This is a genomic window from Streptomyces mirabilis (assembly GCF_018310535.1).
In the GTDB taxonomy this organism is placed as follows: domain Bacteria; phylum Actinomycetota; class Actinomycetes; order Streptomycetales; family Streptomycetaceae; genus Streptomyces.
The window spans coordinates 5,261,464-5,284,640 of record NZ_CP074102.1 but is presented as its reverse complement, the minus strand read 5'-3'; the positions used below and the strand labels follow the sequence as shown (position 1 = coordinate 5,284,640).

Genomic DNA, 23,177 nt, shown 5'->3' with positions numbered 1-23,177 from the left:
CGCCATGCTCGCCTCGCGGCAAGTGGTCGCTCGTAGCGACGAAGGTTGGGCCCGGGGGCTTGGATCGGGCCGGTGTCACATCCAAGGTAACAAACGATCCCCGTAAGGCAATTCCCACCCCGAGAGTTCATTTGGGGCGTCGGCCCCCGGGGGCGTCAGTCCCGGAGCAGATCCGGCACCCCGCTCGCGTCGGGTTCGTCGCGGTCGCCGGAGACGATCGTCAGCTGCTGCGTGGCCCGGGTGAGGGCGACGTACAGCACCCGCAGCCCCGCGGGCGACTCGTCGGCGATCTCCGCCGGCGAGACGACCACCGTCGCGTCGTACTCCAGTCCCTTCGCCTCCAGGCTCCCGAGTGCCACCACCCGTTCGCCGAGCCCGGCCAGCCAGCGGGCGGCCTCCTCGCGCCGGTTCATGGCCACCACGACGCCCACCGTGCCGTCCACACGGTCCAGCAGGCGCGCGGCCTCGGCGCGCACGGTCCCCGCGAGCGAGTCCCGTACGACGGCGCCCGCGTTGTTCGTCGCCACGAAACGCGGCTCGACCCCGGTGGACCGTACGGCCGAGGGGGACTCGGAGCCGGGCATGGCGAGGGCGAGGACCTTGGCGGCCAGCTCGGCGATCTCGGCGGGGTTGCGGTAGTTGACGGTGAGGGTGAAGCGGCGCCGGGGGCGGCTTCCCAGGGCCTCGTCACGGGCCTCCGCGGCCTCGTCCGGGTCCGACCACGAGGACTGCGCCGGGTCGCCCACGACGGTCCAGGTGGCCTGCCGGCCGCGTCTGCCCACCATCCGCCACTGCATGGGCGTGAGGTCCTGCGCCTCGTCGACGATGACGTGCGCGTACTCGACGCGCTCCTGCGCCAGCCGCTCGGCCCGCTCGCGCTGCGACTCCTCGCGTTCGGGCATGAGCTCCTCGAGACCGGTGAGCTGGTCCAGCGGGTCCAGCTCGCGGCGCCTGCGGGGCCGGACGGGCATCCCCAGGATCGCCTGGAGCTCGTCCAGCATCGCCACGTCGTGGACGGACAGCCCGTCCCGCTTGAGCGAGCGCGCGACCCGGCGCACCTCGCCGGGGTTGAGGATCCGCCGCGCCCAGCGGCCGAGGCGCCGCTCGTCGGCCATGGCGGCGAGGACGCCCCGCGGGGTCAGTTCCGGCCACCACGCGTTCACGAAGTCGATGAAGCTGTCCTCGGAGGCGACGTCCTCGTCGAAGGACGACCGCAGCTCGGCGGCCAGCTCCGGGTCCGTGTGCCGCGTACCGGCCCCGGACTTCGCCCACAGCGCGTCCAGCAGCAGTTTGCGGGCGCGCGGGCGCAGCAGGTTCACCGGCGCGGTCCCGCTCAGCGCGTTGTGCTTGATGCGGTCGAGCTCGGCGGCCTCCAGCTCCAGGCGCCGCCCGAAGGCGACGACACGCAGACGGGTGGGGGTGCCCGCGGGGGCCGGGGTGGCCTCCTCCCCGAAGGCGAGCTGCTCCGACCGGTCCCGGTCGGCGGTGGACCGGCCCGCGCCGGTGCCGGGTGTCTCCAGCGCGCCCCGGGCGGCCTTCCGCAGCACCTTGAGCATCCTGTACGAGCCCTTGGCGCGGGCGACGGCCGGGGAGTCGTACAGGGTGGCCTCCGCGCCGTCGACGAGGGAGCCGATGGCGCGGATGGCGACCTGGCCCTCCTCACCGAGGGAGGGCAGCACGCCCTCGGTGTAGGCGACCAGGAGCGGGGTCGGGGAGACGATCAGGATGCCGCCCGCGTACCGACGGCGGTCCTGGTAGAGGAGGTAGGCCGCCCGGTGCAGGGCCACGGCCGTCTTGCCGGTGCCGGGGCCGCCCTCCACGTAGGTCACCGACGCGGCGGGGGCGCGGATCACCAGGTCCTGTTCGGCCTGGATGGACGCCACGATGTCGCGCATGGTGTGGCTGCGGGCCTGGCCGAGCGCGGCCATCAGGGCGCCGTCGCCGATCACCGGGAGTTCCCGGCCGTCGAGGGTGGCCTTGAGCTCGGGGCGCATCAGGTCGTCCTCGACGCCGAGGACCTTGCGGCCCTTGGAGCGGATGACCCGGCGGCGTACGACGCGGCCCGGGTCGACCGGTGTCGAGCGGTAGAAGGGGGCCGCGGCGGGCGCCCGCCAGTCGATGACCAGCGGCGCGTAGTCCGCGTCCAGCACCCCGATGCGGCCGATGTGGAGCGTCTCGGCGATGGAGGCGTACTGACCGGTCTCGTCCACCTGTACGACACCCTCGGCCGGTTCGACGGCCGTGTAGGCGCCGTCCGGGCCCTTCTGTCCGTCCTTCCCGAGCAGCAGGTCGATCCGGCCGAAGAGGAAGTCCTCGAACTCGTTGTTCAGGCGATTCAGATGAATCCCCGCGCGGAACACCTGGGCGTCGCGCTCCGCGAGCGCCCCCGGTGTACCGACCTGGCCGCGCTGGGCGGCGTCGTTCATCAGGAACTCCGCCTCGTGGATCTTCTCCTCGAGGCGCCGGTACACCCGGTCCAGATGTTGCTGCTCGACGCTGATCTCACGATCCCGTACGGAATCGTCCTGTGCGGAATCGTGGATCTGGTCGAGCGCGGTTTCCTGCTGAGCCTGAGCGGCCACCGGGCCCCCTTCTGACGTGCTGGGCAGCCGTCAACCGTACGCGAAGGGGGCCCCGTGAGGCTACGTGCGCGCCCTGAGATCGCTCACACGTTCACCTCGACGAGCCGCTTCCCGTCGAAGGTCATGACCTCGAAGTGGTCGATCTCGTTCGGGTTGAAGGCCGCGCCGCCGTGGACGTAGAGGGGCTTCTTCGCCTCTTCCGTCTTGGCGTTCGCGATGCCGTAGCCCCAGTTCGGGACCGACCAGGAGGTCACCGTCTCGCGCTCGCCGTTCTTGCCGACGGCGATCAGGGAGCACTTCAGCGGGCCCTTGACGTTCTTGAGCTGGAGGACGGCGTGGGTGCCCCAGTCCTTCTTCTCGATCGCGACGACGGCGTTGACCTTGGTGCTCGGGTCCGTGGCCGACTTCTTGTCCGTCATGACGTCGAAGGCGGCCTTGGCCGGGCTGGTGGCCATCGCCGAATCGGGCGACGCGGTGGTGGTGGTGCCGCCGCCGTTGACGGCCATCACCGTCAGCGGGCCGCCGATGATCAGCGCGGCCGCGGCCGCCACGAGGTAGAGGCCGCGCCGACGCTTGACCGCGCGTCGCTCCGACACCTCGTCGACCAGCCGTTCCGCGAGCTGTGGGCTCGGGCGGGCGGCCAGCGACTCCCCGATGGCCGGGGTGCCCTGCGAGGCGGGCAGATCCGCGAGCGCGGCGAGCATCGGTTCCATCCCGGCGAGCTCGTCGAGCTGCTGGCCGCACCACTCACAGGTGGCGAGATGGGCCTCGAAGGCTGTCGCTTCGGCGTCGTCGAGGATGCCGAGGGCGTAGGCGCCGACGGTTTCGTGAATGTTGTCACCGGGGTTCTGTTGTCCCCGTGGTCCCTGCATGGCTCCTGGACCGCCTGTTCCGTAACCCCCGTATGCGTTCATGCCGTCACCCCCCGCTCCTCCAGCGCCAGCTTCATCGACCGCAGGGCGTAGAACACCCGGGAGCGCACGGTGCCGCTGGGTATGCCGAGCGTCTCGGCCGCCTCATTGACCGTACGCCCTTTGAAGTACGTTTCGACCAGAACTTCCCTGTGAGCAGGGGTCAGGTCGTCCAGCGCGTCCGACAGTGTCATCAGCCACAACGCCTTGTCGATCTCGTCCTCCGCGGGGATGACCTCCAGCGGTGACGGGTCCACCTCCTGCGGCCGGGCCTGCCGGCTGCGGTGGCCGTCGATGACGATGCGCCGGGCGACCGTCACCAGCCAGGGTCGTACCGAACCGGTCGCCCGATTGAGCTGACCGGCGTTCTTCCAGGCACGGATGAGTGTTTCCTGCACAACGTCCTCGGCACGCTGCCGATCCCCCGCGACCAGCCGCAGCACATACGCGAGCAACGGACCCGCGTGTTCCCGGTACAGCGCACGCATCAGCTCCTCGTCGGGTTCGTTCGACGAAGCCGACGCAGACGGATTCATGCGATGTCGGGCCCTTGACCTTCGTTCATCAGCCACGGCGGAATCCTTGCGCACGCCTACCTCCGGTGTCCGGGGGATCCCCCAGTCGGTCGCTCGTCCCGGAGTACGTGTCTGGGCGTGCGCATGTTCAAAGAGGTGGGACATATTTCTTGGAATAGTTGTGAAGGAAGTTTGTTGATCACTTCAAGCGATCGACACATCACATAGGGGTGAAGCGAAGGCTCCGGATCGCGTCGCCGAGACCGGGACGCTGTGACGCGTTTCATACACGGTTCACGCGCGGGCGAGGGCCGCCCGGCGCCGGTGCCGGGCCACCCGCTCCCGGTTTCCGCACACCTCGCTGGAACACCACCGTCGGCGCCGCCCCCGGGAGGTGTCGAGGTAGACGATCGGGCAGTTGTCCCCCTCGCACTGTCTGAGGCTCGCGCGCGCCACCGGGTCGGTGAGCAGTTCGAGGGCGTCGCGGGCGATGACGGCGAGCAGCCCGGGGCAGCCGGGCGGGGTGTGCAGCCGACGCCGCAGCGAGCCGTCGTCCGCGCGTACGGCCCAGGGGGCGGGCGGGGCGGCGAGCGCGACGGCGTTGACGCGGGCGAGCGCGGTGTCGGCGGGCCGCGCGTCCAGCTCACCGCGGACCAACTGGGCGACATGGGCACGTAGTTCGTGAAAGCCCACGAGCCAGGAGATGTCGGCCGCCGCGAGCGGGGTGCCCGCGGGGACCAGCCCGGAGCGGGTGATCCAGGCGCGCAACCGGTCCACCGCGTCGAGCCGTTCCTCGGGATGGGTGGTCGCCAGGAGGTCCAGGCAGATCCGCCCGGAGTCGAACCTCAGCTCGTACGAGGCCGTGGCCATGCCCGATGCCATGCGCCTGTCACCACCTTGGGGTTACCGCCGTGAGGGGTCGGTAGGGGTCGTACCCCCTACAGTGCATGGCTGCACCCGCGACCGGAAGACCTGTGCCGGTCAGGGGGGGTGGACGCCCGCTTATGGGACCGCGCGCCTCGGCCATGTCCGCAGCCGCACCACGCCGGTTGACTCGATGACATGACAGAGAACAGCACGGGGCGGCGCATCACCGCCGGAGGTGTCCTGGGTGCGGCCACGGTCGCGATGGGCCTGATCGCCGGGGTCTTCTACATTTTCGCCTGCGACGTCATGCCGTCACTGACCCGCAGTGACGACCGCGTCTTCATCGAGGTCATGCAGAACATCAACGACGTGATCCAGAACCCGGTGTTCTTCCTGAGCTTCATGGGCGCACTGGTCCTCACGGCGGTCTCCGCCTGGCAGTCGCGGAAGTCCCCCCACCGGTGGTGGGTGTTCGCCGCCCTCGCCGCGTACGCGCTGGCCTTCCTGTTCACGCTCGCCGTGAACATCCCGCTCAACAACCGCCTGGCAAACGCCGGGAACCCCGCGACGATCGCCGACCCGGCCGCCGTACGCCAGAGGTTCGAGGACACCTGGGTCGCCTGGAACGTCGTACGGGCCCTGCTGTCGACGCTCGCCCTGGCCTGCCTCGCCCGCGCCCTGCTCCTGTACCGCCACCGGCCCTACACGTCGGCGTACTTGGAGTCGGCGGCCGGGTCGAGTGCGAGTCGGTAGCCGCGCTTGACGACGGTCTGGATGAGCTTGGGCGCGCCGAGTGCCGTACGCAGCCGGGCCATGGCCGTCTCGACGGCGTGCTCGTCCCGTCCGGCGCCCGGCAGCGCCCGCAGCAGCTCGGCCCGGGCGACCACCCAGCCGGGGCGGCGGGACAGGGCCCGCAGCAGCGACATCCCGGCGGGCGGTACGGGCCGCAGCGCCCCGTCGACCATCACGGCGTGGCCGCGGATCTCGACCCGGTGACCGGCGATGGGCAACGTACGGGCCCGGCCGGGGAGTTCCTGGCAGAGCAGCTGGACGAGGGGGCCGAGCCGGAAGCGCTCGGGCTGGACGGTGTCGATGCCGTGCGCCTGCAGAGGGAGCGCGGTGACGGGGCCGACGCAGGCGGGCAGGACGTCGTGGTGGAGGGCGGCGAGGAGTTCGGACAGCAGGCCGCGGTCCTCGGCCCTGGACAACAGGGAGGCGGCGGCGGGCGCGCTGGTGAAGGTGAGCGCGTCCAGGCCCCGGGTGACGGTGGCGTCGAGGAGCCGGTCGACGGGACCGATGTCCTCCGGCGGCATCCACCGGTAGACGGGGACACCCACGACCTCGGCTCCGGCGGCCCGCAGCGACTCCACGAACCCGGGCAGCGGCTCGCCGTGCAGCTGTACGGCGATACGGCGGCCCTCGACGCCCTCCTCCAGGAGCCGGTCGAGCACCTCGGCCATGGACTCGGAGGAGGGCGACCATTCCTCGGTCAGTCCCTGGGCCCGTATGGCGCCCTTCACCTTGGGGCCGCGCGCGAGCAGTTCGACCCCGCGCAGCCGACCGAGCAGGGCCTCGCCGAGCCCCCACCCGTCGGCGGCCTCGACCCAGCCGCGGAAGCCGATCGCGGTGGTGGCGACCACGATGTCGGGCGCCTGGTCGATCAGCTCCTTGGTGGCGGCGAGGAGTTCGCTGTCGTCGGCGAGCGGCACGATGCGCAGGGCGGGCGCGTGCTGGACGGCGGCGCCGCGTCGCTGGAGCAAAGCCCCGAGTTCGTCGGCCCGACGCGCGGCCGTCACGCCCACGGTGAACCCCGCGAGGGGGCCGCAGTCCTGCCGGGCCGGTCGCTGCTGTTCGTCGTCCATGGCTCTCGTCTCGCGCTGGGGGCTTCGTGCGGATACGGCTGACCGAGCCTGCCAACGCTCCGTGACAGGCTCGGTACCCCTTGATGTCACCCGTGTTACGTCAGACCTCGACGTAGCTGAGCTGCGGCTTCGCCTCTGCGGCCGTGGCCGTACTGGTCTGGGTGGCGGGGCCGCGAAGGTATACGGCCCAGGTCACCAGGAAGCACACCGCGTAGAAGGCGAGGAAGGCCACGAAGGCGCCGGTGCCGGAGCCGTAGGAGAGGAAGGACTGCCGGAAGGCGAGGTTGATGCCGACGCCGCCGAGCGCGCCCACCGCGCCGATGAGGCCCATGGAAGCCCCGGACAGCCGCCGCCCGTAGGAGGCCGCCTCCTCCCCTTCAAGGCCCTTGGCGACGGCCTTGGCCTGGAAGATGCCCGGGATCATCTTGTACGTCGAGCCGTTGCCGAGCCCGGTGAGCACGAACAGCGCGATGAACGCGATCGTGAACAGGGGAAGCGACTTCTGGGTGGAGGCGACGACGATGACACCGGTCGCGCCGGCCATCGCGACGAAGTTCCACAGCGTGATGCGCGCGCCGCCGTAGCGGTCGGCGAGCCAGCCGCCCACGGGCCGGATCAGCGAGCCGAGCAGCGGACCGATGAAGGTGACGTAGGCCGCCTGCAGCGGAGTGCGGCCGAACTGGTTCTGGAGCACCTGCCCGAAGGCGAAGCTGTAGCCGATGAACGACCCGAAGGTGCCGATGTAGAGGAAGGACATGATCCAGGTGTGGGCGTCCTTCGCGGCGTCCCTCGCGGCGCCGGTGTCGTTCTTCACGGACGCGATGTTGTCCATGTAGACGGCTGCGAGCACGGCGGCGACGACGATCAGCGGGATGTAGATCCCCAGCAGCACCCTCGGCCCCCCGCTCGCGCCGATGATCGCGAGCGCCACGAGCTGGATGACGGGCACGCCGATGTTTCCGCCGCCCGCGTTGAGGCCGAGCGCCCAGCCCTTCTTCTTCAACGGGAAGAAGGCGTTGATGTTGGTCATGCTGGAGGCGAAGTTGCCGCCGCCGATGCCGGCGAGCAGCCCGACCAGCAGGAAGGTGTTGAAGGAGGTCCCCGGCTTCATCACCGCGAACGCGGCGACGCTCGGGACGAGCAGCAGGCTCGCCGAGACGATGGTCCAGTTCCGGCCGCCGAAGATCGCCACCGCGAAGGTGTACGGCACCCGCACCACGGCTCCGACCAGCGTCACCATCGAAGTGAGCATGAACTTGTCGGCCGGGGTGAGCCCGTACTCGGGGCCCATGAAGAGCACCATCACCGACCACATGGTCCAGATCGAGAAGCCGATGTGCTCGGAGAGCACGGAGAAGAGCAGATTCCGCCGGGCGACCTTCTCACCCGTCTCTTTCCAGAAGGTCTCGTTCTCCGGATCCCACTCCTGGATCCAGCGGCCTCCCCTGCTCGCTGCGGGGGCTGTACTAGGGGCTGTCATGACGCCTCCACGGTTCTCCGGTGCGGTGCCCAGGTGTCGTACAACGACTGACTGAGTCCCGAAGGTAGGGAGGACGCGTTTCGAGGCTGTGGCTGTGAGTGACCGGAAAGGAACGTTGCTCTCACGAGGAGGAGGGGGCGACGGTGAGGACTTCCGGATGTGAACGTCCGGGTGAGGACGTCCGGGGTGCCGTCGCCCCCTGCCTGCGTCTAGACCCGGTGGCTCCCCCGCGAGCCGCCCTGCTTCCTCTTCGCGCCGTTGGGCCACAGCCTCGGGCTGCGCTTGGCGGCGATGTCCTCGATCCAGCCGAAGGCCAGGATCGTCAGGCCGATGAGGGGCCAGACCAGGAGGAACATCCACACCATGTACGACGAGTCGAGCGCGGCCACCGCGCTGTCGCTCTGCATGAACGGGAGGTTGTAGGCCTGGTCGATGATCGGGACCGTGGCCATGATCAGCATGTTGTGCCAGAGGTAGATCGTGACGGCCCGGTTGTTGGACAGGGTGATCAGCTTGTCCCAGCGGGCCAGCCGGCCGGGGAGTTCCTGCCAGGACGGGGAGTACTGGAGCAGGATGACGACGAAGCCGAAGGACCAGGCCGCCTGGGCGAGCGGGATGTCGTTCAGGTCCCAGCCGTCGGGGCCCAGGTGCCCCGAGGCCCACCACAGGCCGAAGGCCATGAGCAGGGCCGAGCAGGAGATCGCCAGATAGCGGGGGACGCGTTGCAGGACGCCCTCGTGGTGGGCGAAGCCCAGGACCCAGCAGCCGCCGTAGACCGTGAAGTCGGAGATCGCGTTGCCCGTCTCGCCGGGGATGGTGACCAGGCCGGTGCCGAGGACCGCCGTCAGGGCGAGGGGGGCCAGCAGCGTCGCCCAGGGCACCCTGCGGAAGGCCCACAACAGCAGGGGCGAGGCGATCACGAACCACAGATAGGCGCGCAGGTACCAGAGCGGGCCCGCCGCCTGGACCGCCCAAGTGTCCTCCAGCAGGCCGGACTTGGAGCCGACGTGCCAGGGGAAGGGCGGGGCGCCGATCGGAACGACGTAGTCGATCAGCTTGACGAGGCCCCAGGTGCCGCCGTTGTCGGGGTCCTTCACCACGTTCCAGCCACCCGCGAACATCAGCGCGAGGGCCACCGCGCTGAACGCCCACAGGGGTGGCAGGAGGCGGCGGACGCGGCCGCGGATCACACCGAGGGCCGGGCGGCTGAGCGAGCGGGCCATCAGCGAGCCCGCCAGCGCGAACATCACGCCCATGGAGGGGAAGACGACCGTCAGCCATGCCCAGCCGAAGAGGTGGTAGACGACCACACGGACCAGGGCGATCGAGCGCAGCAGGTCCAGGTAGCGGTCACGGCCGGGCTTCTTGGGCGCGGGAGCGGACCGCGGGACCGAATCCGGGGCTGGTCCCGGGGCCGATCCCAGGGTGGGTACCGGCGCGGGTGTCGGCGATGGTGCCGGTGCGGGGTGGACCCGGGCCGAGCCCAGGGGCGGGGTCGCACCAGCCGTGTACTCGTGCGTGGTCATGCGACCGGCCTCCGATCGTTCCCGCTCTGTGCCGCCCGCTGCCGCGGGATCGAGCCCGGTGCCTCCACGACGCCCGTACGCCGCAGCTTCTGCCAGCGCAGCCGGCCTCCGGTGAGCGCGGTGATCCAGGACTGGAGGAGGACCATGTACATCAACTGCCGGTAGAGGATCTGCTGGAGCGGGAGCGAGATGAGATACCTCATGCGCTCACGGTCCAGCCGGAAGGCGTACGCCGCGCAGGCCACCTGGACGGCGAGGACACCCAGCCACGCGAGGACCGTCTTCTGCGTCGGGCCGAAGACGAGCCCGTACAGCAGGAAGACGTCGATCAGCGGGGCCAGCAGCGGGGCCAGGACCATGAACAGCGAGACCAGCGGCAGGCCCACCCGGCCGAAGCGGCCCGACGGGCCCCGTTCGACGAGCGCTCTGCGGTGCTTCCAGATCGCCTGCATCGTGCCGTACGACCAGCGGTAGCGCTGGGACCAGAGCTGCTGGACGGACTCCGGCGCCTCCGTCCACGCGCGTGCCTTCTCCGCGTAGACGACCCGCCAGCCGTCGCGGTGCAGGGCCATCGTGATGTCGGTGTCCTCGGCGAGCGTGTCGTCGCTCATGCCGCCGACCCGCTCCAGCGCGGAGCGGCGGAAGGCGCCGACCGCGCCGGGGATGGTCGGCATGCAGCCGAGGATGTCGTACATCCGGCGGTCGAGGTTGAAGCCCATCACGTACTCGATGTGCTGCCAGGCCCCGATGAGGGAGTCGCGGTTGCCGACCTTCGCGTTGCCCGCGACCGCGCCGACGCTCGGGTCGGCGAACGGCTGGACGAGTTCGCGGACGGTGGCCGGTTCGAAGACCGTGTCGCCGTCCATCATCACGACGATGTCGTGACGGGCGTTGGCCAGGCCGCGGTTGAGGGCCGCGGGCTTGCCCGCGTTGTGCTGGCGCACTACGCGGACGTTCGGCAGCAGCAGGTCCTCGACGATCCGCGCCGTGCCGTCGCTCGAACCGTCGTCGACGACGAGCACTTCGACGGGGTGTTCGCTCGCCATCAGGGAACGGACCGTGTTCTCGATGCACTTGGCCTCGTTGTACGCCGGCACGAGCACCGACACCGGTTCGGTGACCGGCGCCGGACCCCAGCGGAAGTCCTTGCGCCGCACCCGGCGGGCGTGCAGGGCGGAGAGCAGGAGCATCATGCCGAAGCGGGTGAAGACGAGTACGCCGATGATCGCGATGCCGACGACCAGGACGTCGGTGACGTCGTCGGAGGCCCGCACCAGGTAGACCCAGGCCTTGCCCTTCCACAGTTCGAGGCCGGTGACCCGGGTGTGCGCGCTGGGTGCGTCGAGGGCCTCGGTGAGGTTCTGGAACCGGTACCCCCGCTCCTGGAGCTCCGGCAGGAATCTGTCCAGCGCCTGCACGGTCTGGTGGCGGTCGCCGCCGGAGTCGTGCATCAGGACGATCGCGCCCTTGCCGCCCTTGGGCGTGGCGTTGCGGATGATCTGGTCGACGCCCGGCTTCTGCCAGTCCTCGCTGTCGGTGTTGTTGACGACGGTGATGTAACCGCGCGTGCCTATGTACTCCGTCACCGGCCAGGACTTGTTGTCCATGGCGTCCGCGAAGGACGAGTACGGGGGCCGGAAGAGCGAGGTGCGGATGCCCGCCGCGCCGGCCAGCGCCAGCTGGTTCTGGGAGAGCTCCCAGTCGATGCGCTTCGTGGACTGGAAGGAGAGGTCGGGGTGGTTGAAGGTGTGCAGGCCGACCTCGTGGCCCTCCGCGACGATGCGCTTCACCAGTTCCGGATAGCGCGAGGTCATGGTGCCGGTGACGAAGAAGACGGCGTGGGCGTGGTGCTTCTTCAGAACGTCGAGGACCTTGGGTGTCCACGTGGGGTCCGGGCCGTCGTCGAAGGTGAGCACGAGCCGGTGGTCGGGGATGTTCAGGCTGTTCGTGCGGCCACCGCGGGTGTCGACGACCGGGCCGCCGTCGAGGATCTTGTCCGGCACCTTGTCGGTGGCGGCCTCGGGCTGGATGCGGTGGTCGGCGAGGATCTCGCTGTGCACATAGCCGCGCAGCATCAGCATCGCCAGCATGGCGACGAGGAGCAGTGAGGGCAGCAGCCAGCGCATGGGCAGCCGTCGGCGCCGGACATCGGGTGCCGGACGCCGCGCGCGGGGAGCGGGCCCGTGCGCGTTGGTGCGGGATGCCATCAGAGGATGTTCTCCAGGTTCTGCGGGGTCGCCGGATTCACCGGGTTCTCCGGGGACGAGGAGCTGGTGATGCCGGGCTCGGAGGCGATGGGGCCCGGTTCTACGGGGCTGTCGGCGACCGTGCCGGTGCCGCCGGCGCCGACCGTGCTCTCCGAGGGGCTCGGCGAGGCGGCGCCGTCCTCCGAGGGGCTGGGGTCGGGTGAGCCTGACACCGGGAGGGACGGCAGGGTGATGGGGTCCTTGGTGGTGCTGGTGCTCGGCTTCGGCCTGGTGGTGACGGACGTCGAGGGCTTCGGGTCCGCGGACGTGCCCGGGTCGGTGGCGCTCGCGGAGGCGCCCGGTGTCGGGCTGACGCCCGGTGCCGGGGCCGTACCGTCGTTCACCGGGGCGCTCGCGCCGGGTGCGGCGCCGCTCGAACCGGACGGCGACACCGAGTCGGTGGGCAGCGGCGAGGTCTCGACCTTCCCGGCCGGCGTGTCGTCCTGCTGGCCGGGCACCGGCAGCCAGGGCGCGTTGGAGTTGCCGGACAGCAGCGTGGCGACGATGACGACGGCGTACACCGCGCAGGCGATGCCGACGAGGATGCCGAGCCGGCGGAACCTGCGGCTGCGGCGGCCGGACTCGTCGACGAACACCGGGCCGTCCGAGCCGTCCTGAGCACCGGGAGCGTCCTTGGCCTGCTGAACCAGCCAGCCCTCCGTCTTGCGCCGTCCGACTCCGTCGAGTTGAACCGTCACCTCGTGCGGATCGTGGGTGTGTCCCGGCTCACCGGACCACTCCCAGCCGGACTGCTCCCAGGGCGAGGCCGCGGGCCTGCCGGGCGTGTCGGCCCCACGGCCCACGGTCGACCGACCGAGCGTGTCCGACCTGCGGTCCGCGACCGGCCGACCGGGCGTGTCTGGCCTCCGGTCCACGACGGGCCAGCCTCCCCTCTCGGGTCGGCCGGGCGTGTCGGATCGACTGGGCGTCTCGGGTCGACTGGGCGTCTCGGGTCGGCTGGGCGTCTCGGGTCGGCCGAGGCTGTCGGATCGGCCGAGGGCGTCAGGTCGGCCGAGGGTGTCAGGTCGCCTGCGCGCGTCCGGCCAGCCACCCGTGGCCGGCCGATCGTCCTTGCCGACGCGTCGTTCGGCTCCGGCGCGATCACGCGGCCCGGCGGGCTGGTCGGGCACTCCGGCGAGTTGATCCGGTGCGATGCGGTCACGCGGTCCGGCGGGTTGGTTGGTCGCCTCGGCGCGCCGATCCGACCCGGCTCGGTCGTGCGGCCCGGCAGACTGATCAAGCACCCCGGCGCGCTGGTCCGTTCTGGCACGGTCGCGCGATCCCGCGGGTCGGTCGGGCACTCCGGCGCTGGAGTTGGGCCCGGCGGGCTGGTGGGACACCCCGGCAAGGCCGTCCGATCCGACCGCCCCACCGGCAACCCCAGCAACCCTGGCAACCCCAGCAGCCCCGGCACGACGGCCCGCCCCGGCCCGCAGGTCCGCCTCTTCTCCATGGTTCGCCTCGTCGTGACGCTCCGCGCCGAGGCGGTCCGCGCCGGCGTCGTCGTCCGCGCTCACCCGACGGTCCACACCGAACCGTCGTTCAACACCCGACCGACGATCGGTATCGGACGAACGGCCCGCACCGGACAGACCTTCAGAACCGGATGGACGACCCACACCGGACAGATCCTCGGAACCGGACGAACGGCACGCACCCGGCAACCGGCCCGCGCCGAGCACACCCTCCGCGCCCGATCCACGTTCCGTCCCAGTTCTCGCATCGGCGCCCGACCGGCCTTCCACGCCAGCTCCAGGCTCTCTTTCGACACCGTGTTCGGCATCGGTTTCAGATTCCGCTTCCGCGGCGAGCCCCACGGTGGCGCCGCCCGCGATCTGCGGCCACGTCGACGTCGCACGGGCGGCCTCGGGCCACACCACCGACTCTCCGGACCCCGCCGGCGCGGCCGGCTCCCCGGCTCCACACCTCTCCGCCTGATCGACATCCCGGTGATCAGGTTGGGCGTCTTTCCGCCACTTCTCCACGTGCACGCACATCCCCCCAGGGACAGGTTTCGGGTGCGCGCACGACTCCGGGTATTACGTATATGTCGTCCGGAACGAGCCCCCACCCGTCCCGAGCGCCCCCCTTTACCACACTGCACCCGGACCATGAATGTAGCGCATGGGGAAGACCCGTGTGCTTATGTGTCAATCCTGCCCCGCCATCACCAGCTCATCGCTGGCCGGAATCCAACCATCCGCAGGGCGCCGCAGCCACCCCTCCTCGGCAGCCAGCTCGTCGGCGGCTCGTCGAAGGGCATCGATCCCGGGGTGCACCAGCCCCTTCCGCCACACCAATGACACGGGTGACAACGGAACGGGCCCAACAAGCGGTTTCCGCACGGTTTCAGACATGGCCGGAAAATCCACCACCGCGAGGACAGGGTTCCGCTTCTTTGCCATGACCCGCCGGAACTCATCGGCTCCGACAGCCACCGGCGCGGGTGGCGCCAGCGCGATACCGCGTCCCTCGAAAAGGTGAAGCGCCAAGTCGGTCCACTCCCGCGTCCGCGGATTCCCCGCACCGGCGTACACGGTCTCGCCCGCGAGCGCGTCCAGCGGCACCGCGTCCAGGGCGGCGAGGTGATGGTCCTCGGGCAGGATCACGGCCATCGGCTCGTACCGTACGGGCTGCTGTTCGAGCCGGGCCCGGACCGCCGGATCGAGGCCCGCGAACCGTCCGAACGACGCGTCCAGGCGCCCCGCGAGGATCTCCCCCGCCGCGCCGGTGAGCCCGCTCTCGAAGCGAGCCATCAGCTCGCAGTCGGGCGCGAGCGCACGGGCCCGGTCCAGGACGCGGCCGGAGACGAGGCCCGGGGAGTTGACGTCGACGAGCAGCGGCCGCCCCGTTCCGTCCCCCGCGAACGCGGACAGCAGCGCGTCCTGCGCCTCCAGCACCCGCCGCGCGTACGGCACCAGCCGCTCACCGTCGGCGGTCAGCGTCACCTGCCGGGTCGTCCGCACGAACAGCTCCGCCCCGAGTTCGCGCTCCAGTCGCCGGATGTCACGGCTGAGGGCCTGTTGGGCGACGTACAGCCGGGCGGCGGCCCGCGTGAAGTGCAGCTCCTCGGCGACGACGAGGAACCCGCGCAGGAGTCGGGGATCGAGATGGTGGTGGAGAGGGGCGGACATCGCGCGAACTTACAACGCGGGTGCGTCAATGGCCACGGAGTAAGTGTTGGACCCCCCACCCCCCACCCGGCGACGGTTGACCCATGCCGCAACAGCCCTCCGAGCACGCGTTCCTGCCCCTGCTCACCGCCACCGGCGACAGCCTGGTGATCGCCGACTTCCACCCACGCCGTCAGAAGGCCCCGCGCCGCCGGACAACTCCGTACCACCGCCTCTTCACCATCCCCGGCACCCGCGCCTTCACCGTCGGCAACCTGCTCGCCCGGCTCCCCATGGGTATGTTCAGCGTCAGCGCGGTGATCATGATCGCGGGCTCGCGCGGCTCGTACGCCCTCGCCGGCGCCGTGACGGCGACCGGTCTCGCGGCGACCGCGCTGGTCGCCCCCTGGACCGCACGGCTCGTCGACCGCCACGGTCAAGCCCGGATCGCGGTGCCGGCCACGGCCTTCGCCCTGCTGGGAAGCATCGCGCTGCTGCTGTGCGTGCGCTTCGGGGCGCCGGACTGGACCCTGTTCGCCGCGTACGCCGCCACCGCCACCACCCCCAACACGGGCGGCATGTCACGCGCCCGCTGGGCCCACCTCCTCCGCGACGACCCGGCCGCCGCGCACACCGCGAACTCCTTCGAACAGGCCGCGGACGAGCTGTGTTTCATGCTGGGCCCGGTGTGCGCGGCCTTCCTGTGCGGGACGTTCTTCCCGGAGGCGGGCACGCTGGTGGCCGGCGTGCTGATGATGACCGGCGTGCTGATCTTCGCCGCCCAGCGTTCGACGGAGCCGCCACCCCAGCCCCGTACGCCCTCCAAGTCGCCCCTCCTGGCCCCCGGAATGCCGCCCCTGCTTCTCTGTTTCCTCGCCACCGGTGCCGTCTTCGGTTCGATGGAGGTCGTCACGATCGCCTTCGCGGACACACAGGGGCACCGGTCGGCGGCGGGCGCGGTGCTCGCCCTCCAGGCGGCCGGGTCGTGCGTGGCGGGGCTGCTGTACGGGGCGCGGAAGCCGACCGGTCCGGCCGAGCGGCGCCATCCGCTGTGCCTCGCCGCCATGACGGCCCTCTTGACCCTCCCTCTGCTCGCGGCCTCCCTGACCGGCTCGCTCCCGGCCCTCGCGGGCGCGCTGCTGCTCGCCGGAGCCGCGACCGCCCCGACCATGGTCACCGGCATGGCCCTCGTCCAGCAGCGCACTCCCGAGGGCCGGCTGAACGAGGGCATGACCCTCGCGGTGACGGGCCTGCTCGGCGGGATCGCCTGCGGTTCGGCGACCGGCGGCTGGGTGGTCGAACACGTCTCGGCCACGGCGGGGTACGGGGTGCCGGTCGCGGCGGCGGGGAGCGCGCTGGCGATCTCCCTCGCGATCTCGCCGGCCCTCTCCCGGCTCAGGGCCCGGTGACAGCCGCGTACTCGATCACGCCCACGCGCGCGTCAAGGACACGGGACGCGTACCGCTCGTCCGACCCGTCGAACCGCCGCCAATCCCTCGGCCCCAATTCCCGCGCACCCCATTGACGCGCCCGGGACCCCCACATACCTTCCCCCGTCGAAGCGCTTCGACGTCACGCATCGAAACGATTCGACGAACGCTGCGTGACGGTCCCGAAACCCATCCAACTCCCCTGGAGGCAATGGATGTTGACGACACGAAGGCGTGCGGTGGCGACGGCGGCGGTGGCCCTGGCGGGCTCCCTGCTGCTGGCGTCCTGCGGCGGTTCGGACAGCGGTTCCTCGGACGGCAAGACGCTGAAGCTGTGGCACTACGAAGGGCCGGACAGCGCGATGGGCGTGGCCTGGAACGAGGCCATCAAGGAGTTCGAGGCGAAGCATCCCGGCGTCAAGGTGAAGTTCGAGGAGAAGGGCTTCGAACAGATCCAGAAGACGGCCCCGATGGTCCTCAACTCGAACGACGCGCCCGACATCATGGAGTACAACAAGGGCAACGCGACGGCCGGGCTGCTCTCCAAGCAGGGGCTTCTCACCGATCTGACCGCCGAGGCGACCAAGCGCGGCTGGGACAAGAAGCTCAGCGCGGGTGTGCGCACCACCAGCCAGTACGACACCAACGGGGTCATGGGCTCCGGCAAGTGGTACGGCGTGCCCAACTACGCCGAGTACACGATGGTCTTCTACAACAAGGACCTCTTCAAGAAGTACGGCATCGCGGAGCCCACCACCCTCGACGACCTCACCGCCGCCATGGACACGTTCGTGTCGAAGGGCATCACCCCGCTGGCGAACGCGGGCGCCGAGTACATGGCCCAGCAGTACCTGTACCAGCTCGCCCTCTCCAAGGCCGACCGCTCGTGGGTCGACAAGTACGAGCTCTACAAGGGCAAGACCGACTTCCACGACGCCGCCTGGACGTACGCCGCCACGACCTTCGCCGACTGGGTGAAGAAGGGCTACATCAGCAAGAAGTCCACCTCGCTCAAGGCCGAGGACGCGGGCGTCTCCTTCATCCAGGGCAAGAGCCCGATCCTGTTCAGCGGCAGCTGGTGGTACGGGCGGTTCCAGACGGAGAACAAGTTCGCCTGGGACACCTTCCTCTGGCCGGGCAGCAACCTCACCCTCGGCTCCGGCGGCAACCTCTGGGTCGTCCCCAAGGGCGCCAAGAACAAGGACCTCGCCTACGACTTCATCGACATCACCATGTCGAAGAAGATCCAGAACCTGCTCGGCAACAAGGGCGGGGTCCCGGTGGGCGCCGACACCGCCGCCATCACCGACCCGAAGGCGAAGACCCTGATCGCCGACTTCAACACGCTCTCCGGCAAGGACGGTCTGGCCTTCTACCCGGACTGGCCGGTCGCCGGCTTCTACGACGTCCTCGTCTCCGAGACCCAGAAGCTGATCACGGGGAGCGAGAAACCGGACGCCTATCTGAGCGCGCTGCAGACGGCGTACGACAAGGGCGCGCCGAAGACATGACGGTCACCGTCGAACGGGGCGGCCGGGTGGTCCGGGGGCACCACCGGCACCACGGCCGGACGACGCGCCCGCGCCGCCCCCACACCTCCTACGCCCTCTTCCTTCTCCCCGGCGTCCTCGCCTTCCTCGCGGTGATCGTCGTCCCGTTCCTGATGAACACCGGCGTGAGCTTCACCGACTGGCAGGGCGTCGGCGCCCCGAAGTGGTCGGGGCTCGCCAACTACCGCGAGCTGATGCACGACTCCGAGTTCTGGGCGTCGTTCCGGCACAGCCTGTTCATGGTCGTCGCGATGGCCGCCGTACCCACGGTCCTCGGGCTCGTGCTGGCCGCCGCCCTCTTCGACTTCGTCGGCAAGCACTTCGGTACGAAGATCGCCGCCGTCCTGCGCGCCTGCTTCTACCTCCCCCAGGTCCTGCCCATAGCCGTCGCCGGCATCGTCTGGAGCTGGATCCTCGCCCCCGACAACGGCTCCCTGAACGAACTCCTGAAGGCGGTGGGCCTCGGCTCGCTCCAGCAGGACTGGCTCGGCGACCCCGACGTCGCCCTCTACAGCGTCATGGGCGTGATGGTGTGGGTGCAGATCGGCTTCCCGCTGGTCGTCTTCATGGCGGGGCTGCAACGCGTCGACCCACAGCTGTACGAGGCAGCGGAGCTGGACGGCGCGGGCTGGTGGCGCCGCTTCTGGCACATCACGCTGCCGCAGATCCGCCCGGAGATCTACGTCGTCCTCCTCTGGTGCACGATCGCCGCGCTCAAGGTGTTCGGCGCGGTGTACGTCCTCACCAAGGGCGGTCCCGGCGGCGCGACCGACGTGCCGTCCTACTTCTCCTTCACCACCTTCTTCGAGAAGACCCAGGTCGGCTACGGCGCCGCGATCTCCACCGTGCTGACCGTGATCATCCTCGTGCTCGCCCTGATCGGCCTGAAGCTCCAGACCCGCGCCGAGGACGCCGAGGAAGGACTCCGCGCATGACCGCCGTACGCCGCTATCCCGTCCTCGTGGCCCTGATCATCGCGGCCCTGTTCATGGTGCTGCCGTTCGGCATCGTCGCGATCAACGCGGTCAAGTCCCCGGCCGAGTACTCGTCGAACGGGCCCCTCAGCCTTCCCCACGGCCTCTACCTCGACGGCCTCAAGGACTTCTGGCAGCGCGTCGACTACGGCCAGAAGCTGGTCAACTCGATCCTGATCTCCGGCTCGGTGGCGATCGGCGCCGCCGTGCTGTCCGTCCTGAACGCGTACGCGATCGGCATCGGCCGCATCAAGGGCCGCACCTGGGTCCTCGCCTTCTTCGTGCTGGCGAACATGCTGCCGCAGGAGGCGCTGGTCTACCCGATCTACTACCTGAGCAAGCAGGCGGGCCTCTACGACACCCGGCTCAGCGTGATCATCGTGTTCACGGTCGTCCAGGCGGCCTTCGGCACGTACCTCCTGTCCTCCGTCCTCGGGCGGTTCCCGCGCGAGATCATCGAGGCCGCCCGGATCGACGGGGCGAACAAGTGGCAGGTGCTGTGGCGGATCGTGGTGCCGGTCAGCCGCCCCACCATCGGCGTCCTCCTGGTCTTCTTCTTCATCTGGACCTGGAACGAGTTCCTGCTGCCGCTGGTCATGCTGATCTCCAACGACAACCAGACGGTGTCGGTGGCGCTCGGCGTCCTCCAGGGCCAGCGCCTGATGGACGCGACCATGACCAACGCGGCGGCCCTCCTGGGCGTGCTCCCCGCGATCGTCTTCTTCCTCGTCTTCCAGCGGACTCTGACCCGCGGCATCGCCGTGGGCGCGGTCAAGTAAGGGGTGTGGGCGTGAAGTTCACCGACGGCTACTGGCTGCTGCGCGAAGGCGTCACCGCGGCCCACCCGGTCGAGGTCCTCGACGTCAGCGCAGCACAGGGAACCCTCGACATCCACGCGCCGACCCAGCCCATCCGCCACCGCGGCGACCTGCTGAAGGGACCGGTCGTGACGATCAGCGCGCACGCGCCGATGCCGGACGTCATCGGCGTCACGTTCACGCACTTCCAGGGCGAGGAACCGCGCGGCCCCCGCTTCGAACTCCACCGTAGCGTCCGGGGGTCTGGGGGTTGTCCCCCGGAAAAGCACACCACCCCCACCGTGGAGCACGACGACGAGCACGCGACCCTCACCGCGGGCGCCCTGTCCGTCCGGGTCGCCCGCACCACCCCCTGGCACGTCGACTTCCTCGCCCACGGCCGCGTCCTCACCACCAGCGGCCCCAAGGGCATGGGCATCATGCGGGACGCGACCGGCGCCCACTATCTGCGCGAGCAGCTGAACCTCGGGGTCGGCACCCAGGTCTACGGCCTCGGCGAGCGCTTCGGCCCGCTCGTCAAGAACGGCCAGGTCGTGGACATGTGGAACGCCGACGGCGGCACCGCCACCGAGCAGGCCTACAAGAACGTGCCGTTCTATCTGACGGACGCGGGCTACGGAGTCTTCGTCGACCATCCGGGCCGGGTCTCCTTCGAGGTCGCCTCGGAAGCGGTCTCGCGGGTCCAGTTCAGCGCCGAGACACAGCAGTTGACGTACTACGTGATTTACGGGCCGACCCCGAAGGACATCCTGCGCAAGTACACGCAGCTCACCGGCCGCCCGGCCCTCCCACCCGCCTGGTCCTTCGGCCTGTGGCTGTCGACGTCCTTCACCACCTCCTACGACGAGGCCACCGTCACCTCCTTCATCGACGGCATGCGGGAGCGCGAACTCCCCCTCTCCGTCTTCCACTTCGACTGCTTCTGGATGCGCGAGTTCAACTGGTGCGACTTCCAGTGGGACCCGCGCGTGTTCCCCGACCCGGAAGGCATGCTGACCCGGCTGAAGGACAAGGGCCTGCACATCTGCGTCTGGATCAACCCGTACATCGCGCAGCGCTCCCCGCTCTTCGCGGAGGGCAAGGCCCTGGGCCATCTGCTCAGGAAGCCCGACGGCAGTGTGTGGCAGTGGGACCTATGGCAGCCGGGCATGGCACTGGTCGACTTCACCAGCCCGGCCGCCCGCGACTGGTACGCCGCCAAACTGGAGGCGCTGCTCGCCCAGGGCGTCGACTGCTTCAAGACCGACTTCGGCGAGCGGGTCCCCGTCGACGTGGCGTACGCCGACGGCGCCGACCCGGAACGCATGCACAACTACTACACCTACCTCTACAACCGCACCGTCTTCGAGGTGCTGCGCAAGCACCGGGGCGAGGCGGAGGCCGTCGTCTTCGCGCGCTCGGCGACGGCCGGCAGCCAGCAGTTCCCGGTGCACTGGGGCGGCGACTGCGAGGCGACGTACGAGTCGATGGCCGAGTCGCTGCGCGGCGGGCTGAGCCTCGGGATGTCGGGGTTCGGGTTCTGGAGCCACGACATCGGCGGCTTCGAGGGAACGCCGACACCCGCCCTCTTCAAACGCTGGATCGCCTTCGGCCTCCTCTCCTCCCACAGTCGGCTGCACGGCTCGTCCTCGTACCGGGTGCCGTGGCTGTTCGACGAGGAGGCCGTGGACGTGCTGCGGCTGTTCACCCGGCTGAAGCTCGGCCTCATGCCCTATCTGTACGAGGCCGCGCGCGCCGCCCACGCGGAGGGCGTGCCGATGATGCGGGCGATGGTCCTCGAATTCCCCGACGATCCGGGGTGCGCGCACCTGGAACGGCAGTACATGCTCGGCCCGGACCTGCTGGTCGCGCCCGTCTTCAGCGACGAGGGAGACGTCTCCTACTACGTTCCGGACGGCACCTGGACCCACTTCCTCACAGGGCGGACGGTGACCGGTCCGCGCTGGGTGCGCGAGCGGCACGGCTTCCTGAGCGTGCCGCTGCTGGTGCGGCCGGGCGCGGTGATCCCGGTGGGCGCGGTGGACGACCGGCCCGACTACGTCTACGCCGACGGGGTCACCCTGCGCGCGTACGGCCTGGAGCGGGGTGCCCAGGTCACGGTGCCGGTGGGCGGGGTGACGTTCACCGTCGTCCGTGAGGGCAACACCCTGCGCGCCTCGTCGAGTGATCCGGCGGCGCCCTGGGGGCTGGCGGCGGGCGGGCGCGAGGTACGGGCGAAGGCGGGGACGGGGTTCCTGTCCCTGGACCTGGAACCCGAACTGGAGCTGGAGTCCGAGTGATGGTGAAGATCACCGATGTGGCGCGGCACGCCGGGGTCTCCCCCAGTACCGTCTCCTACGCCCTCAGCGGCAAGCGCCCCATCTCCGAGGAGACCCGGCAGCGCATCGAGGCCAGCATCCGCGAGCTCGGCTACCGCCCGCACGCGGGGGCTCGGTCGCTGGCCAGCAGCCGGTCCAACGTCCTGGCGCTGGTGGTGCCGCTGCGGGCGGGCATCCACGTGCCGGTGGTGATGCAGTTCGCGGTGTCGGTGGTGACGGCGGCGCGGCAACACGACCACGACGTCCTGCTGCTGACGCAGGAGGAGGGCGAGGAGGGGCTGCGGCGGGTCGCGGACACCGCGCTCGTGGACGCCCTGATCGTGATGGACGTCCAGCTCCACGACCCCAGGCTGCCGCTGCTGCGCGCCCTGGACCGCCCCTCCGTCCTCATCGGGTTCCCTGCCCGGCCCGCCGGGCTGACCTGCATCGACCTGGACTTCAAGGCGGCGGGCGAGCTGTGCGTCGAGCGTCTGGCGGGGCTCGGGCACCGGGTCGTGGCGCTGGTCGGGTCACCGCCGGAGGTGTACGTACGGGGGACGGCGTTCGCCCAGCGCGTGGTGGAGGGCTTCACCACCGCGGCCGACCGGAACGGACTCGCGTCCTCCGTCCACCCCTGCGAGGCCTCGCCCGCCGCCGCCCGCCGGATCGCCGAACAGCTCCTGCGCGAACAGCCGGCGCTCACCGGCGTCGTCGTGCACAACGAACCGGTCCTGGAACCGCTGATCGACGCCTTCGAGCAGCTCGGCCTGCGCGTTCCCGTCGACCTCTCCGTCACCGCGATCTGCCCGGACGAGCTCGCCGAGAACGTCCGTGTCCCCGTCACCTCCGTCGCCATCCCGTCCACCGAGGTGGGCGCGCGGGCGGTGGAACTGCTGATGAAGAAGCTGGGCGGCACCGACGTACCCGAGGCCACGCTCCTCGCACCCCGGCTGACGGAACGCGCGAGTACCGCACCGCGCACGCTGACCTCTTGAGGAGCCGTGAC

The 23,177-nt window shown here is 70.4% G+C and carries 17 protein-coding genes; 7 read left to right on the top strand and 10 right to left on the bottom strand.

Going from position 1 to position 23,177, the window contains the following annotated elements:
* Positions 1 to 155: 155 nt before the first annotated feature.
* From SMIR_RS23345 to SMIR_RS23330, 4 genes are all read right to left on the bottom strand, one after another.
* On the bottom strand, positions 156 to 2,582 hold the full coding sequence (locus tag SMIR_RS23345) for a HelD family protein (protein WP_212727323.1): 2,427 nt from the start codon (positions 2,580 to 2,582) through the stop codon (positions 156 to 158).
* 83 nt (positions 2,583 to 2,665) lie between these two features.
* Positions 2,666 to 3,454, bottom strand: a complete 789-nt coding sequence (locus SMIR_RS23340; RefSeq protein WP_168492092.1) for an anti-sigma factor family protein — start codon at positions 3,452 to 3,454, stop codon at positions 2,666 to 2,668.
* 38 nt (positions 3,455 to 3,492) lie between these two features.
* Entirely contained in the window at positions 3,493 to 4,029 is a 537-nt protein-coding gene (locus tag SMIR_RS23335) for a sigma-70 family RNA polymerase sigma factor (RefSeq protein WP_054229655.1), read from the bottom strand.
* A 273-nt stretch (positions 4,030 to 4,302) separates the two neighbouring features.
* Entirely contained in the window at positions 4,303 to 4,890 is a 588-nt protein-coding gene (locus SMIR_RS23330) for a CGNR zinc finger domain-containing protein (protein WP_212727322.1), read from the bottom strand.
* A 180-nt stretch (positions 4,891 to 5,070) separates the two neighbouring features.
* Between SMIR_RS23330 and SMIR_RS23325 the strand changes: the two genes are divergently transcribed.
* On the top strand, positions 5,071 to 5,628 hold the full coding sequence (locus tag SMIR_RS23325; RefSeq protein WP_212727321.1) for an anthrone oxygenase family protein: 558 nt from the start codon (positions 5,071 to 5,073) through the stop codon (positions 5,626 to 5,628).
* Here SMIR_RS23325 and SMIR_RS23320 read toward each other — a convergent pair.
* The 6 genes from SMIR_RS23320 to SMIR_RS23295 all read right to left on the bottom strand — a co-directional run bounded on the left by SMIR_RS23320 (position 5,577) and on the right by SMIR_RS23295 (position 15,123).
* Complete coding sequence (locus SMIR_RS23320) at positions 5,577 to 6,737, bottom strand: uroporphyrinogen-III synthase (RefSeq protein WP_168492095.1); 1,161 nt, start codon at positions 6,735 to 6,737, stop codon at positions 5,577 to 5,579. The two genes, SMIR_RS23325 and SMIR_RS23320, sit on opposite strands and share 52 nt — an antisense overlap.
* Positions 6,738 to 6,837: 100 nt before the next feature.
* Positions 6,838 to 8,217 (bottom strand): nitrate/nitrite transporter, encoded by a 1,380-nt coding sequence (locus tag SMIR_RS23315; RefSeq protein WP_168492098.1) that lies wholly within the window; start codon positions 8,215 to 8,217, stop codon positions 6,838 to 6,840.
* Between the two features lie 209 nt (positions 8,218 to 8,426).
* Positions 8,427 to 9,743, bottom strand: coding sequence for an acyltransferase family protein (locus tag SMIR_RS23310; protein WP_212727320.1), 1,317 nt, complete (start codon positions 9,741 to 9,743; stop codon positions 8,427 to 8,429).
* On the bottom strand, positions 9,740 to 11,950 hold the full coding sequence (locus tag SMIR_RS23305) for a bifunctional polysaccharide deacetylase/glycosyltransferase family 2 protein (protein WP_212727319.1): 2,211 nt from the start codon (positions 11,948 to 11,950) through the stop codon (positions 9,740 to 9,742). Before SMIR_RS23305 ends, SMIR_RS23310 begins: the two co-directional genes overlap by 4 nt.
* Positions 11,950 to 12,864, bottom strand: a complete 915-nt coding sequence (locus SMIR_RS23300; RefSeq protein ID WP_249938463.1) for a hypothetical protein — start codon at positions 12,862 to 12,864, stop codon at positions 11,950 to 11,952. The genes SMIR_RS23305 and SMIR_RS23300 overlap by 1 nt, the downstream gene beginning before the upstream one ends.
* Positions 12,865 to 14,139: 1,275 nt before the next feature.
* Positions 14,140 to 15,123 carry a LysR family transcriptional regulator gene (locus tag SMIR_RS23295; protein ID WP_168492107.1) on the bottom strand — a complete coding sequence of 328 codons (984 nt, stop codon included), beginning with the start codon at positions 15,121 to 15,123 and terminating at the stop codon, positions 14,140 to 14,142.
* Positions 15,124 to 15,206: 83 nt separating this feature from the next.
* Here SMIR_RS23295 and SMIR_RS23290 point away from each other — a divergent pair, with 83 nt between their 5' ends.
* From SMIR_RS23290 to SMIR_RS23265, 6 genes are all read left to right on the top strand, one after another.
* Entirely contained in the window at positions 15,207 to 16,511 is a 1,305-nt protein-coding gene (locus SMIR_RS23290; RefSeq protein ID WP_168492114.1) for an MFS transporter, read from the top strand.
* Positions 16,512 to 16,747: 236 nt separating this feature from the next.
* Positions 16,748 to 18,043 (top strand): ABC transporter substrate-binding protein, encoded by a 1,296-nt coding sequence (locus SMIR_RS23285; protein WP_212727318.1) that lies wholly within the window; start codon positions 16,748 to 16,750, stop codon positions 18,041 to 18,043.
* The gene (locus SMIR_RS23280) at positions 18,040 to 19,017 is read left to right on the top strand and encodes a carbohydrate ABC transporter permease (RefSeq protein WP_168492119.1); all 978 of its coding nucleotides are present in this window, start codon (positions 18,040 to 18,042) and stop codon (positions 19,015 to 19,017) included. Before SMIR_RS23285 ends, SMIR_RS23280 begins: the two co-directional genes overlap by 4 nt.
* Positions 19,014 to 19,835: a carbohydrate ABC transporter permease gene (locus SMIR_RS23275; protein ID WP_168492121.1), complete on the top strand. Its 822-nt coding sequence runs from the start codon at positions 19,014 to 19,016 to the stop codon at positions 19,833 to 19,835. The genes SMIR_RS23280 and SMIR_RS23275 overlap by 4 nt, the downstream gene beginning before the upstream one ends.
* A gap of 11 nt (positions 19,836 to 19,846) precedes the next feature.
* Complete coding sequence (gene yicI, locus SMIR_RS23270; RefSeq protein WP_168492123.1) at positions 19,847 to 22,153, top strand: alpha-xylosidase; 2,307 nt, start codon at positions 19,847 to 19,849, stop codon at positions 22,151 to 22,153.
* A complete protein-coding gene (locus SMIR_RS23265) occupies positions 22,153 to 23,166 on the top strand; it encodes a LacI family DNA-binding transcriptional regulator (RefSeq protein WP_212727317.1) in 1,014 nt (337 codons plus the stop codon). Before yicI ends, SMIR_RS23265 begins: the two co-directional genes overlap by 1 nt.
* Positions 23,167 to 23,177 lie beyond the last annotated feature (11 nt).